The sequence below is a fragment of the Desulfitobacterium elongatum genome (genome assembly GCF_055378975.1).
Genome location: NZ_AP038772.1, coordinates 2258286 through 2273342, shown reverse-complemented (window position 1 = coordinate 2273342; position 15057 = coordinate 2258286). Strand labels below are relative to the sequence as shown.

At 43.9% G+C, this 15057-nt stretch carries 11 protein-coding genes; all 11 read left to right on the top strand.

Going from position 1 to position 15057, the window contains the following annotated elements:
- Nucleotides 1–23 precede the first annotated feature (23 nt).
- The 11 genes from ACZ42W_RS10705 to hflX all read left to right on the top strand — a co-directional run bounded on the left by ACZ42W_RS10705 (nt 24) and on the right by hflX (nt 15052).
- Nucleotides 24–434, top strand: coding sequence for a YlbF/YmcA family competence regulator (locus ACZ42W_RS10705; RefSeq protein WP_464170656.1), 411 nt, complete (start codon nt 24–26; stop codon nt 432–434).
- Nucleotides 435–539: 105 nt separating this feature from the next.
- Entirely contained in the window at nt 540–3092 is a 2553-nt protein-coding gene (gene mutS, locus ACZ42W_RS10700; protein ID WP_464170654.1) for a DNA mismatch repair protein MutS, read from the top strand.
- A gap of 15 nt (nt 3093–3107) precedes the next feature.
- Nucleotides 3108–4787, top strand: a complete 1680-nt coding sequence (locus tag ACZ42W_RS10695) for a hydantoinase/oxoprolinase family protein (protein WP_464170652.1) — start codon at nt 3108–3110, stop codon at nt 4785–4787.
- Complete coding sequence (locus ACZ42W_RS10690) at nt 4784–6109, top strand: histone deacetylase family protein (protein ID WP_464170650.1); 1326 nt, start codon at nt 4784–4786, stop codon at nt 6107–6109. The genes ACZ42W_RS10695 and ACZ42W_RS10690 overlap by 4 nt, the downstream gene beginning before the upstream one ends.
- Nucleotides 6106–8121, top strand: a complete 2016-nt coding sequence (mutL, locus tag ACZ42W_RS10685; protein ID WP_464170648.1) for a DNA mismatch repair endonuclease MutL — start codon at nt 6106–6108, stop codon at nt 8119–8121. Before ACZ42W_RS10690 ends, mutL begins: the two co-directional genes overlap by 4 nt.
- A gap of 19 nt (nt 8122–8140) precedes the next feature.
- Nucleotides 8141–8986, top strand: coding sequence for a class I SAM-dependent methyltransferase (locus ACZ42W_RS10680; RefSeq protein ID WP_464170646.1), 846 nt, complete (start codon nt 8141–8143; stop codon nt 8984–8986).
- On the top strand, nt 8974–9918 hold the full coding sequence (gene miaA, locus ACZ42W_RS10675; RefSeq protein WP_464170644.1) for a tRNA (adenosine(37)-N6)-dimethylallyltransferase MiaA: 945 nt from the start codon (nt 8974–8976) through the stop codon (nt 9916–9918). The genes ACZ42W_RS10680 and miaA overlap by 13 nt, the downstream gene beginning before the upstream one ends.
- 40 nt (nt 9919–9958) lie before the next feature.
- Nucleotides 9959–10216 carry an RNA chaperone Hfq gene (gene hfq / locus ACZ42W_RS10670; protein ID WP_464170642.1) on the top strand — a complete coding sequence of 86 codons (258 nt, stop codon included), beginning with the start codon at nt 9959–9961 and terminating at the stop codon, nt 10214–10216.
- 235 nt (nt 10217–10451) lie between these two features.
- The gene (gene typA, locus ACZ42W_RS10665) at nt 10452–12284 is read left to right on the top strand and encodes a translational GTPase TypA (protein WP_464170641.1); all 1833 of its coding nucleotides are present in this window, start codon (nt 10452–10454) and stop codon (nt 12282–12284) included.
- A 76-nt stretch (nt 12285–12360) separates the two neighbouring features.
- On the top strand, nt 12361–13320 hold the full coding sequence (locus ACZ42W_RS10660; RefSeq protein ID WP_464170639.1) for an AAA family ATPase: 960 nt from the start codon (nt 12361–12363) through the stop codon (nt 13318–13320).
- A 115-nt stretch (nt 13321–13435) separates the two neighbouring features.
- Nucleotides 13436–15052, top strand: a complete 1617-nt coding sequence (gene hflX / locus ACZ42W_RS10655; RefSeq protein WP_464170638.1) for a GTPase HflX — start codon at nt 13436–13438, stop codon at nt 15050–15052.
- Nucleotides 15053–15057: the final 5 nt, after the last annotated feature.

The window sequence follows — 15057 nt, the reverse complement described above, 5'->3', positions numbered from 1 at the left end:
TGAATCGTTATGGAGGTGTTTTAATGACGGCAGAAATTTTCGAAAAAGCCGAAATCCTAGCTGCAGCAATTGCACAAAGCTCCGAACTTACTAATTTAAAGAGTACTGAGCAAGCGATGTTCGCAGACGAGCAAGCTCAACAGATTATCGCAGAGTTTCAAGAAGAACAACAACGGTTATCTGATCTTCAATCAGAAGGGAAAGAGCTTTCGGATCAAGACAAACTAGCTATCGATGCGTTGGAAGAAAAGGTGGAGAACCAACCTTTAATTGCAGCTTATCTTCAAGCTCAAGGTCAATTTACTCAAATGCTTGATAGCATCAATGCTATTTTAGGAAATGCAATCGCTGGTCAATCTAATCATGGTGACGATTGTTCCTGTGACTCTGGCGCATGCGGCAGTGGCGGCTGTGGTTGCGGAGGAAGCTGCTAAAGCGGTTAACTCGCTTATCATAATAGCGAAAAACAAGGGAAGAGTTACTACTCTTCCCTTTAGAATATTTGTCTGATGGTAAATTACCACTAAGGAGTAGTTTCTATGTCCACACCTATGATGTTGCAGTATAAATCCATAAAAGCGCAAGTGCCCGACGCCATTTTGTTTTTTAGGCTCGGTGATTTCTATGAGATGTTTGCCGAAGATGCCTTAATAGCTGCTCCTATCTTAGAAATCGCCTTAACTGGCCGAGATTCAGGGGGCGGAGAACGCACTCCAATGTGTGGGGTACCCTATCACTCAGTGGAAGGGTATCTTACAAAGCTCGTCTCAGCCGGCAAAAAGGTTGCGATTTGTGAACAAGTTGAAGATCCTCAAGCAGCTAAAGGAATTGTTAAAAGGGAAGTCGTTCGGATTATCTCGCCCGGCACATTAACTGATTCCCTCGCGGAACGTGCTAATAACTACTTGGCGTCAGTTTATCATGAGCAGGATTGGGGATTAGCATTTCTTGATGTTTCCACTGGTGAATTCACGATTTTTCAAACCCAATCTTTAGATATACTACTGACTGAGCTTTCCCGCATACAACCTGCAGAACTATTACTTCCCTCTGAGCTAACAAAGTCGAAGCACTGGCGAAATTATTTTATTACCCAGAGAGAAAGGAAAACCTTTTTGCAAACGCCTCTTCAGGAGCGTTTTTCAGGACAGGCTTTGTTATTTATAGAATTCCCAGTTGCAGCTAAAGCTGCCAATGCACTATGGAAATATTTATTGGAGACCATGCCCGGAATTGAACCCTCGCACATTCTTGAAATAAATACTTATCGTCCCGACCATTGGATGATTCTTGATCCCTGGACTCGTAGAAACCTTGAGCTCACTGAGCCGATTCGCGGTCAAGGGCGAAAAGGCACCTTGCTCTCCGTTCTTGATTATGCTAAAACAGCCTTTGGGGGACGGCTTCTTCGACGTTGGATTGAGCAACCGCTCATTGTTGAAGATGGAATTAAGAAACGATTAGATCACGTCGAAGCTTTGGTCGATGATAGTTTCCTTAGAGCCGATCTAGCACAACTGCTTAATGGCGTTTTTGATTTAGAACGACTGATGGGGAAGGTATCCTATGGGACTGCAAACGCCCGTGACCTTCTTTCTTTAACCCAAACCTTTAGTGTTCTGCCTAAACTCCGTACATTGTTATCCACCTGTCAAGCAGAGAATCTGAAGGATTATATTCCTACCTTTGAAGGACTTGATGACTTAGCTATAACCTTAGAACAGGCTATAAATCCAGAGGCACCTCTTTCTCTTAAGGAAGGAAATCTTCTCAAACCAGGATACTCCTCCGTGGTTGACGAGTTACGTAGTATTTCATCTGGAGGAAAGGGGTGGGTTGCTCAATTAGAAAGTACAGAAAAGGACCGAACGGGAATCCGTTCACTCAAGGTGGGTTATAATAAGGTATTCGGTTATTATATCGAAGTGACCCATGCTAACTCACACCTTATTCCTCCGGAGTATATCCGTAAGCAAACCCTAGCAAACGCTGAACGGTTCATAACACCTGAGTTAAAAGAGTATGAACAAAAAATCTTAGGGGCTGAGGAAAAGATAATCCAATTGGAATATCAATTGTTTCTAGAACTCCGAGAAAACGTGCGTCAGTTTACCGCTAAAATTCTTGAAGTCGCCCACGCTTTAGCGGAGATTGATGTGTATACAAGCCTTGCCGAAGCAGCAGTAAGGAACCATTATGTACGCCCGGAAATCTCTTTAGATGGTAAGATTCAAATCGTCGAAGGACGACATCCCGTCGTGGAAGATATGCTGCTTGATAATCCCTTTGTTCCCAATGATACCTTATTAACGCCATACAAACACCTAGCCCTGATCACAGGCCCAAATATGGCTGGAAAATCAACCTATATGAGACAAGTTGCTCTCATCGTGTTAATGGCGCAAATCGGGAGTTTTGTCCCTGCCCAAAGGGCGAGTATTTCCATAGCTGACCATATTTTTACCCGGGTTGGTGCATCGGATGATTTAGCCTCAGGGCAAAGTACGTTTATGGTCGAAATGCGCGAAGTGGCTCACATCTTGAATCATGTGACAAACCGTAGTCTTATTATACTCGATGAAGTAGGAAGGGGTACTGCGACCTACGATGGTTTGAGCATCGCTTGGGCGGTTGCAGAGTACCTAGCAAATCAGGACATAAAGCCAAAAACTCTTTTTGCAACACATTATCACGAACTGACCGAGTTAGAAGAGAGCTTACCAGGTATTTTCAATCTCCATGTCGGAGTCCGAGAACATGGAGAAGAGATTGTTTTCCTTCATAAAATAATTCCTGGACGCGCAGATCGGAGTTACGGAATACAAGTCGCAAAGCTCGCTGGCTTACCCTCTAATCTATTGTCTCGAGCAAAACTAATCCTTCACGAACTCGAAACAACCTCCAACGGGAATATAAAAGAGAGCTTACGTGAACCAGAAAAAATGGCACAACTCACCTTATTCCAAGTTCCTACCTTACATCCTTTACTTCAAGAAATCTCCGAAATTACATTAGAGGATTTAACCCCTCGTCAGGCTTTAGAATACCTTTTTGACCTACGTGAACGAATTAAGACCTCAGAAACCTTGTAATATAGGAGGATACAGATGGCGTACCAAGTCGGAATTGATGTCGGCGGAACGTTCACGGATGCAGTCCTCATTGGAGGAAACTGCATTATTTGTAAATCAAAGGTCCCAACTCAACCTGCAAATCTTCTAGAAACCTTGCTTGACGCTTTAGAAAGATTGGGGGCCTTTCAAGAGTCCGTTCAACAGATTACAGTGAGTACGACATTGGTAACGAATGCCATCCTTCAAAATAATTTGCCACCTGTAGAACTCTTCCTTTTTCCCGGCTCTGGGATGAAATTAGACGCTTTGCCTTGGCCTGTACATTATCATGAGTTAAAGGGCGAGATTGATTATCGCGGACGTGAAGTTAATCCCCATGATGAACTTGAATGGCGACGTATTATAAATCAACACGATTTCAATTCTGCCTCGCAAATCGCGATTGTGAGCAAATTTTCTCACCGAAACAGCACACTTGAGGAAAACTTAGCAAGTTTTTTATCCAAACGCTATCCAAAACTCGATCTGGCACTCGGTCATGAATGGGGGCAGTCAAACTTTTACAGACGAAGTCTAACCACCTACTTGAATTTAGCGAGTTCTAGCCTCTTTTTTGAATTTGCCTCACACTTGCAGCAAGCGGTAGCTGCAAAAGGCTCAAAGGCACTTATTAACGTTTTAAAGGCGGACGGGGGAGTCTTACCCCTAAATAAACTACGTCCAGTCGAATCTATTTACTCTGGTCCCGCAGCAAGCGTGATCGGGGCATTAGCCCAAACTGATCCCTATGAATCGTTTGTCGTGGTCGATATCGGAGGAACAACTACAGATATCGGTTTGGTTCTTACTGGTGAGCCTTTACTTAGTGCACATGGGGCGAAGATTGGCTCCTTCTCAACCCTCGTTCGCACCTTGGCGGTACGCTCGATCCCTGTGGGGGGAGACTCCGCTATTCTTCCCCACCAAAATTCCATGGATGGTTTTGACCTCGCTCCCTATCGAACCGGGCCTGCCTATTGCCTTGGAGGGAAGGCCCCAACCCCCACGGATGCAATGCGTTACTTAAATCGGATTTCTTATGGAAATTTTGCGCTTGCGGAAGAAGGCTTGGCAACCCTTCTTTCACCAGAATCTAGAACACCTGAAAACATCTGGCAGCTCGCGGAAAAGATTCTTAATAGAGTTGCTCAAGAAATTACTAATGCTATTAAAAGTCTACATAAAGATTGGCGTGAAGAACCCGCTTATAAAGTCTGGGAAGTCCTGCATCCACAGAGCCACAGAGATTTTTACATTTGGATTAGTGGTGGAAGTGCTCAGGGAATTGCCTCTTCCTTGGAGGGACAGCTTCATATCCCAGTACGCTTTTGTAAGCATTCCGAGGTATCGAACGCGATTGGTGCTGCGCTTGCGCGCCCCACCTTAACCTGCACACTTCATTTGGATACTTCCATTCACCGTTATCGGATTGAAGAGTCCGGGGAACAAGGGGAATGGTTCGGTTCACGCCGTCCCCATAAAGAAGTGGAGGAATTTCTCCAGGGGATTGCTTCAAGAAGAGCTAAGGAAATAGGACTTGAGTTGTATCAAATTAAGCCGACAACTCAGCCCTTTGACTTTTTTCCCGTAGTCAAAGGTTATGAAACAGTAGGGCAAATTGTTAGGGGGTCCATAGTGGTACCCCCCGGAGTAATTGGGAGGGTGGAAGAATGAAGCGTACGGGAATTCTATTTTTCCCCGCCTTTGATTGGTCTCTGGGGGATACACATCCAGAAAGAGAAGAGAGGCTTCTCTATACTCAAGAGCAATTGTTTGAAGAAGGAGTCTTGGATCTTCAACAAGTTAAGCAATATTCCCCAGGACTAGCTACACTAAAAGATGTCCTACGCACCCAGGCACTATTTCCCTCTCCTGAAAAGCATGACCTGGATGCGCATTTAATTGCAGCAGGGAGTTCGCTTATTCTCGGCGATGCCTGGGCAAAGAAAGAAATTCACAACGGCTTTGCTCTCGTTCGCCCACCTGGGCACCATTCAGGAGCCACAGTTCTTGGCAATCGTGGTTTTTGCACACTTAATAACGAAGCAATCCTAATTAACTTCTTACGGTCGCATTTCGGGATAAAGAAAATTGCCATTGTGGATACTGATGTACATCATGGAGATGGCACTCAAGATATTTTTTATCATGATCCGAATGTTCTGTTCATTTCCCTTCATCAGGATGGACGCACACTCTACCCTGGAAGCGGCTTTGTGCAAGAAAAAGGCGGACCCAATGCCTGGGATAGTACTCTCAATATTCCCCTTCCTCCCGGAACCGGAGATGAAGGGGTCCATCATGTCATTGAAGATTGGGTTCTTCCCCGTCTCCAGGAGTTCGGTCCCGAACTTATCGTCAATTCAGCTGGGCAGGATAATCATTTTACGGATCCTTTAGCCTCAATGAATGTTACAGCACGTGGATATGGAAAGATAACTGAACTTCTAAAACCTGATCTTGCTGTCCTTGAAGGGGGATATTCTATTGAGGGAGCTTTACCTTATGTTAATCTAGCCATCTTACTCGCCTTAGCTGGAGAAGACTATACTGGTGTAATCGAACCTCAAAAAATGCGTCGTCCCCTAGTAAATCCAGATTCCATTAAAGGTTACTTAAAAGATTTGAAAGATCAGTATCGTAAAGTCAGGCCGAATTGGACAATCCGAGGAGATAAAAATCTCCCTAAAGGAAAATGGGTTTATATTCCCCATGCAGTGTATTACGATACGGAAGGCTTTCAAGAGATTCGTAAGGACTGGGTTCGCCTCTGTAATCACTGCGGGGGGGTAGTCTTTATTGAAAGTCAACATAATGAAACCGGTGAGAAATTCGCCTTAATTAGAGTTCCTTATGAAGCCTGCCCTGAATGTCGCCAAGCTGGCTACGACTTATGGGAGGACTTAATCGGGAGGAAAACCGCTATTTTACTACAAGACCAAGTGGAAAACAAAGTTCATTTTTGGAACATGCATAAGGGGGTAACTGATTTTTGACCGCGTTAATCCAGATTCTCGATAGTCAAGCTGCCAATCAAATTGCTGCCGGTGAAGTGGTTGAACGACCTGTCTCTGTCGTTAAAGAACTCATCGAAAATGCGCTTGATGCTGGAGCTGAACAGATTGAGGTTACAATTGAAGGAAGTGGAGTAGATCTCATCCGCGTCCGAGATGATGGTCGCGGTATATCTCCAGAAGATCTACCCCGTGCAGTATTACGCCATGCCACGAGTAAGATACGAAATATCGAAGATTTAAATGATTTAAGAACTCTGGGTTTTCGTGGAGAAGCCTTACCGAGTATCGCCTCCGTCTCTAAAGTAGAAATTATTACTCGACCCAAAGAAGAAATCTCCGGTATGCTTCTACGGCTCGAGGGAGGAAAGCAGATTGAGTTCAAAGAAACAGGCTGTCCTCCCGGAACGACCGTAACTGTAGAAGATCTTTTCTTTAATACACCCGCCCGACGTAAATTCTTGAAGTCGACAAATACTGAATTTGGACTCATCTCTGATGTTATTGGAAGGCTCTCGCTGGCGCGCCCAGATGTAGCATTTACCCTAAAGCATCCCAAAGTCGTAGTCCTACAGACTCCTGGACGTGGGCGTCTTATAGAAAGTATCGGGGCGGTTTTGGGACAGTCAACGGCTCGTCGTATCCTTCCCGTTTCCTTTTCTCGAGACGAGTGGAGAGTAGAAGGGTATATTAGCCCCCCAGATTTAGTGCGTTCGACAAGGCAAGGAGAAACTCTGATTGTTAATGGTCGGATTATCCGTTCAAATATAATTAGCCGAGCAATTGCTGAGGGATATCATACACTGATTCCCCATAAGCTTTATCCAATTATCATCCTAAGTCTTCAGATACCTCCGCATGAATACGATGTAAACGTGCACCCAACAAAAATGGAAATTCGTTTTCGCCGTGAAAAAGAGCTTTCTGAATTTATCTCTGAGGGGATTCGAAACGTTCTCTTAGAAGCACACCCTGTTGCACCTTTTGAAAAGAGTAGAAACTATACACCGATGAATTTCTCAGGGGCTCAACCTATAGGAAAAATATCAGATAAGCCTTACGATAAATCCACTCAATACTCTCTAAAATTTCCACCCTCTAAACCGTCTTCTATCTCAAGTAGCTCAAACACCACTAATCGATATGAATCTTCTCAGCCTTCTCAAGATTCTTTTATGAATTCTATTTCACCTAGGTCTTATAACGAACCTTCTAAAGAAACTGTTTTGGATCCTTCTATTCATACCGAATTTCTCAAGGTTAACGAGTCAATAAAAGTCGGTGACTTACCAAAAATGGAAGATTTGAATTTACCAGAGACTTCTAATTTTCAAGAACAATCTCTAGGTGAGCCCGTAACTCCTTCGGAAACACGGGAACAATTTATTCCGATTGATGCTGCGGCTGAAAATCCCTTGCTGGCTCTTAGACCACTTGGGCAGATATCCAAAACCTATATACTATCGACGGATGGAGAACATCTAGTTATTTTTGATCAGCATGCCGCTCATGAGCGGATTAACTATGAACGTTTATTACAACAGCACCGTGCCAATCCCGGGGATAGTCAAGCCCTTTTAATCCCTATACCTCTCGAATTCACTCCACCAGAAGAGCAAGCTCTTTTGGAACATCTCATGCTTTTAAATGATATGGGGTTTATCCTTGAGCAATTTGGAACACGCACTTATTTACTTCGAGGAATTCCCGCCTACAGTGGCCCCTATCAGGGCGAAAAGCTCCTTCGCGATTTTCTCGATCAAGTATTACTCAAGCAAATACCGCCCACCTTTGATCAGCTTCTCGAAGAATGGATTTACATGCTCGCTTGTAAAGAATCTATAAAAGCGAAAGAATCTCTATCTCTCCTAGAGATGGAGCAACTGATTGTTCAGCTGAGTAAGACAGAAAATCCCTATACTTGCCCACATGGGCGTCCTACCATGGTAAAACTCACTCGTGGAGAATTAGAACGACGATTCTATCGTACTTGAAATGAGAGTGGCTAATTTAATGTCAGAATACCCAGTGATTCTTAAATTAACGCATCCGTCAGATTCAAATCTGTTGAGCAAGGCCCAGTGGTTTTCCAAGCAACCGGGGATAAAGCTTATTCAACCTAGTGATAACTCTCCCCAATTCATACAAGATTTAGCGCTTCCGATTCTTCATATTACTCGCCAAGGTGCATTTCTTGAAACTGAAGGAATTCGTTTTAAATTTCATCCCAATATGGCTCTCATCCGTTTAATGCAGCTCGGTAGGGGAGAGTCAGACCGCTTTTTAAGTGCTACAGGACTTCAACGCGGAGACACCTTACTTGATGCAACGTTAGGCTTGGGGACGGATGCTTTAGTCGCAGCATGGCAAGTAGGAGAAGAAGGAAGGGTTATCGCTATAGAGCATTCGGCTATTCTCAGTGCGCTTATCAGAGAAGGCCTTTCTACCTTAGCTCATGGACCTCTCCCTCATGTGAAAAATCCCGAAAAAGCTAAGGCATGGCTAGCCTTAGCTGAGGCTGCTCAAAGAATAGAGGTCCTTTGGGGTGATCACAGAGACATTCTGGCTCAATCTCACTCAGCCTCGGTTGATGTCATCTACTTTGATCCTATGTTTCGACATACCCGAGAACAAAGTTCTTCGATTCTTCCCTTACACCATTACTCAAATGTCCACCCCTTACTGAAAGAAGTGGTAGTTGACGCCTGTCGGGTGGCAAAGAAGAGAGTGATTTTGAAGGAGAGGAAAGGAAGTAAGGAGTTTTCCCGACTGGGTTTTTCTGTTGATGAAGGTGGGAAATATAGTCAAGTAGACTTTGGGGTTATCCAACGTAGGGAGGAACACACTTGGATCCTTTAATTATTATCGTCGGACCTACCGCGGTGGGGAAAACAGCCATGGGAGTTGCCCTTGCTCAAGCAATTGGTGGAGAGATTATTTCTGGAGACTCTGTGCAGGTCTATCGAAAACTTGATATAGGCTCAGCAAAACCTACTTTAGAGGAACAACAAGGTATTCCACACCATCTTCTGGATTATCTCAATCCAGAAGAACCGTTTACAGTGGCTCAATTTCAAACCCTAGCAAATGACTATATTCAAGATATACGTAAACGCGGGAGGGTGCCCATTGTCGTCGGGGGTACGGGGCTTTATATTCGCTCTCTCATCGACCCCTTTGATTTTGCGGAAAGTGGCTCTGAAGAGATACGAGCATACTGGTTTTCTTTCCTTGATAAGCTAGGAAAAGAAGCTTTACACTGCGCATTACAGGAGCGGGATCCTCAAAGTGCCCAGCGTTTACATCCGAATGATACTGTAAGAATTATCAGAGCCTTAGAGGTCTGTGAGCTAAGCGGTAAACCTTTTTCAGAGATTCGTGGGAAGCATGATACCACTTATTCGTCTCTAGATTCCAGCATTCTTTATATTGGGCTTACAGCACCTCGGGAAGTCATTTATGAGAGAATAAATCGCCGCTGTGAGCAAATGCTATCCTCGGGACTCCTTGACGAAACTCTAAATCTTCTCAGCGATGGGTATTCTCCACATCTAAAGCCTTTGCAAAGTATAGGCTATCGACATGCCCTTTGGCATCTCTTCGGCAAGGTTACTTTTCCTGAAATGCTTAGGTTATTTCAGCGGGATACTCGGCATTTCGCGAAACGTCAGCTCACATGGTTCCGTAGGGATCCACGCATTACCTGGTATGATACCTATAACGAGAACATGACAAAAATTCTGGAATCCTTGGTCAATACTTGCAGCGGAATTCAAAGTCGTGTAGAATAGAAAAATAGATATAGAAATAGATGGTGATGGAGGGAAAAAAATGAATAAATCGCCCATCAATTTACAAGATACGTTTTTGAATCAAGTTCGCAAGGAAAACTTGCCAGTCACGATATACCTAGTAAATGGGTTTCAACTCAAGGGGTTAGTCCGTGGCTTCGACAATTTTACCGTTGTCATTGAATTTGAAGGTAAACAGCAGATGGTATATAAGCATGCCATTTCTACAGTTATGCCCATTCGTCCGATCAATCTAGCTGCTGCTTCCGCTGCAGCGACTGACGAGCACCGGGAGTAGATTTCTCTTAATTTCATACATCAACTCTGTTGAGTATATGAAAAAGCCTGGTTAACCAGGCTTTTTATTAATTTATTTTTTATCTATTTGGTACAGTATGCAAATATTTCCATCTCTTCCTCAGATAATCTGCACAATATTTTTCAAAAGTATTTTATTATATCTTATTGTACAGATAATAAAAGCATGGTAAACTAAAATTTAGTGGCAAATTTGCTAGAAAGGATACAACACAATGCAATTAATGAATATTCGTAACATTGCAATCATTGCTCACGTCGACCACGGTAAGACTACGTTAGTCGACGCGATGCTTAGACAGAGCGGAACATTTAGAGCCAATCAACAAGTCCAGGAGCGTGTAATGGACTCCAATGACCTTGAACGCGAGAGGGGGATCACCATCCTCTCTAAGAATACGTCAGTCCATTGGCAAGGAACAAAAATTAATATTGTGGATACACCAGGGCATGCTGATTTCGGAGGGGAAGTAGAACGAGTCTTAAAAATGGTCAACGGAGTTCTACTGATTGTAGATTCTTTTGAGGGGCCCATGCCTCAAACTCGTTTCGTCTTGCGGAAGGCTTTAGAACTGAAACTTGTTCCTATCGTTGTTATCAATAAAATCGATCGTCATGATGCACGACCAGCAGAAGTAGTGGATGAGGTCTTAGATTTATTTATTGAGTTGGGTGCAGATGATGAACAGCTCGAATTTCCAGTGGTTTATGCTTCCGCACGTGAAGGAATTGCAGGGTTAGACCCCAACCAGTTAGGTGAAAACCTTGAGCCACTCTTTGAGGTTATTTTAGAGCATATTCCTGCACCCAACGTAGAAGTTGAAGCTCCACTTCAACTCTTAGTGACTACCCTTGACTATGACGACTACGTTGGCAAAATTGTTATCGGCCGAATTGTTCGTGGTACAGTTCATCAAGGTGAATCCATTACTTTAGTAAAACGGGATGAAAGCTTTGAACGCGCTAAGGTCGGTAAAGTCTATGTCTACGAAGGCCTAAAACGGGTTGATGTCTCAGAGGCTCAAGCAGGTGAAATCGTAGCCTTAACAGGATTGACTTCCGCGAATATTGGGGAAACCGTTGCCTGCGCCACCTCTCCCGAAGCCCTTCCGGTAATCGAAATTGACGAACCAACACTGACAATGAACTTTATCGTCAATAATAGTCCGTTTGCTGGTCTAGAAGGTGAATTTGTAACCTCGCGTAAGCTACGTGAACGCCTTTTTAAAGAGGTTGAAACCAATGTCAGTTTACGCGTTGATGAGACAGATTCCGCTGATTCCTTCCGGGTATCGGGACGTGGAGAACTTCATCTTTCCATTCTCATCGAGAATATGAGACGAGAAGGATATGAACTTCAAGTTTCAAAACCAGAGGTCATTTACAAAATGGTGGATGGGCATAAATGTGAGCCTGTGGAATATCTCATATGCGATATTCCGGAAACTTCAATGGGTTCAGTGATTGAACTTCTTGGAAAGCGCAAGGCTGAAATGGTCAATATGACCAACCTATCATCGACTCAGATGCGTGTTGAGTTTAGAGTTCCTGCCCGAGGACTTATTGGTTTCCGAGGCGAATTCCTAACTGAGACACGTGGAGAAGGGATGATGAGTCATGTTTTCCATGGCTATGAACGCTATAAAGGGGATATTCCAGGACGTAGCCGTGGTGTACTCATCGCCTTTGAGACTGGGGAAGCTACAACCTATGGTCTAAACGCTGCCCAAGAACGTGGAACGACCTTCATTGAACCCGGCACAAAAGTTTACGAAGGTATGATTGTCGGCGAAAACAATCGCGAACAAGATATAGAAGTCAATGTCGTGAAGAAAAAACATGTAACCAATATGCGTGCCAGTAATTCTGAAGAGGCTCTTCGTCTTGAGACTGCCAAGATATTTTCACTTGAACAGGCTCTTGAGTATATCGATGATGATGAACTTGTGGAGGTTACCCCCAAAAGTATACGCTTACGCAAAAAGTATTTAGACAGGAATTCTCGAGTTCGCTATGCGAAGTCCTTATCCTCGAATTCAGCCAAGTAATTCATAACTTATAAATTTTAGGACACCTTTCTCGTCCTGGTGCGTATAGTAGTAAGGACGGGAGGTGTCTCATCATATGCCGATTCGTGTTACATTTCGACCGGAGAAGAATCAACCTCCGGTCGTACAAACGCCTGCTGAAGTAAGGCGAGATTACGAAGAAGAATCTTTTCCTGAAGCTTTTCGAGGACGTAAATCGACTTCCAGCAACATAGAAAAGGATAATGTCGCTGAGATTATTGCTGAGCTTGATAGCTTAGTGGGGCTCTCAACTGTAAAACTACTCATCCGTGAACTTCAAGCGTATGTCGAGATTCAAAAGCGGAGAACACGTGAAAAACTTGTCGCAGAACCTCTCGTACTACATATGATTTTCCGTGGTAATCCAGGCACAGGGAAGACAACGGTCGCTCGTTTAGTTGGCAAACTATTCAAAGAGATGGATGTCTTACAAAAGGGCCATGTCATAGAATGCGAGAGGGCGGACCTGGTTGGGGAATACATAGGACACACAGCTCAAAAGACTCGGGACCAAGTGAAAAAAGCCCTGGGCGGCGTTTTATTTATTGACGAAGCCTACTCCTTAGCCAGAGGTGGAGAAAAGGACTTCGGTAAAGAAGCGATTGATGCACTCGTTAAGGCCATGGAGGATAATAAAACTAATCTAATTCTTATTCTCGCAGGATACCGACACGAAATGGAATGGTTTTTACAAACCAATCCTGGACTTCGTTCAAGGTTTCCTATCCATATTGATTTTCCTGATTATTCCATCGATGAGCTCCTTGCCATCGGAGAATCCATGCTGAAATCTAGACAATACGAGCTTACATGCGAGGCTCGAGATGCCTTGCGATTTATGCTTCAAGGCGTATTAAACTCTCATCCCTACGCTGGCAATGCTCGCCTTGTTCGAAATATGATTGAACGGACAATTCGCAAACAAGCGGTTCGTCTATTTCAAAGATCGAGTTCGTCCCGTGAAGAACTCATAAAAATCCAAGCGTGCGACCTTAGTATAGATGATTCTCAATAAATGAGTGTCACGTGTGGAAAAGAAGTTTCTAAGCAGACAATTATGAACATACTACTATTAGATAATACCTTGCAACAAAAACATGAGAGTTTTCATGATGGACAGGGAGGTTCATATGGATATTTATGGCGATGTCTCGGGAATACGAGCAACCCAGCTTGAAGAACTCAAAACCTTGACCGCGCTCCGGACTGAACGTCCGGAGCTTATCCATTCTTCTTTATTAGATGGAATATGCTCCCTAACAAGTCTTTGGAATAAAGAAATCGCACTCTATATTAATCGTTCAGGTGTTGTGAACGCTGTTGCTGTGGGGCAACATGCCGCAGTTAAGCTTCCTCCTTTTCCAGAGCGCCAATCTGGGCGCTTGCGATGTATTCACACCCACCCCAGTGGAAATTCAAACTTAAGTCCTGTAGACTTGAGTGCATTAACTTCTCTTGGATTAGAAAGCATGACGAGCCTTGGCGTTCGGAACGGTAAAATCACAGGAGTAAATGTTGCATTTCTCATGGAATCGGGTGGATTTGAAAATATTTCCCTAAATCCTGAAGAGTTTAGATCTTTTTCCTATGATGATGCTTCAAGATTCTCACGTTCGCGCCCTTCGGGCCCTTCCTCAAAAGGCTCAAACGAAGAACTAGCATTTCTCGTGGGCTTAGCAGATGAAGAGGAAGGACGAGAACTCTTGGCTGAACTTGCTGAGCTCTCTCGCACGGCTGGAGTCAAAGTGGTTGGTCAACTCCTGCAGCCCAAACGTTATGGTAGCCCTGTCAGCTACCTAGGCAAAGGGAAATTAGAAGAATTAACCCATGAGCTGCAAAATTGTGGAGCCAATGTCTTAATCTGTGATGATGAGTTGACTCCTGTGCAATCTAGAACCTTGGAACAGTCTACAGGAATGAAAGTTCTTGACCGTTCAACTCTCATCCTCGATATTTTTGCACAACGTGCGAAATCACGGGAAGGAAAGCTGCAAGTTGAACTTGCACAGCTTAAACATCTTTTGCCTCATCTATCGGGGCAAGGTCAAAACCTTTCGAGATTAGGAGGAGGGGTAGGGACTCGTGGCCCTGGGGAATCCAAGCTTGAATTAGACAAAAGAAGAGTGCGTCGTAAAATTAATCTCTTAGAAGAAGAACTTAAAGAGATCCGAAAGAACCGAAATACCCAACGTCGTCAGCGTCTGAAAAGTGGAGTTCCACTTGTTTCTCTCGTTGGCTATACAAATGCGGGAAAAACAACCTTTCTCCATAAAGCAATGGAGCTTACACATTCAAAGGGTGATCGGATTCAAGGGGAGGACAAGCTCTTTGCCACACTCGACCCAGTCGTACGCGGGATACACCTTGATCAAGAAACGGATATTCTTTTAAGCGATACCGTTGGCTTTATTCAGAAACTTCCTCACCAGCTTCTTCATGCTTTTCTTGCAACGCTCGAAGAAGTACAAAATGCTGATATTTTACTCCATGTCCTTGATGCGAGTCATCCTAAAGCGCTTGAACGAGCAGATACGGTCCATAGTATATTGGAAGAATTAGGTTGCTTAAGCAAACCACGAATTACACTTCTTAATAAAATTGATAAGGTAAACAATCCTTCCGAATTAAACAGATTAGCTCAGGAGCTCGCCCATCCCATTCCACTTTCCCTCGTTCAGGACAATTCATTGAAGCCTGTGTGGAAAAAAATCCTTGAGCTTCTTCCCTCTGGTGATTCATCCAATTAGGAGGT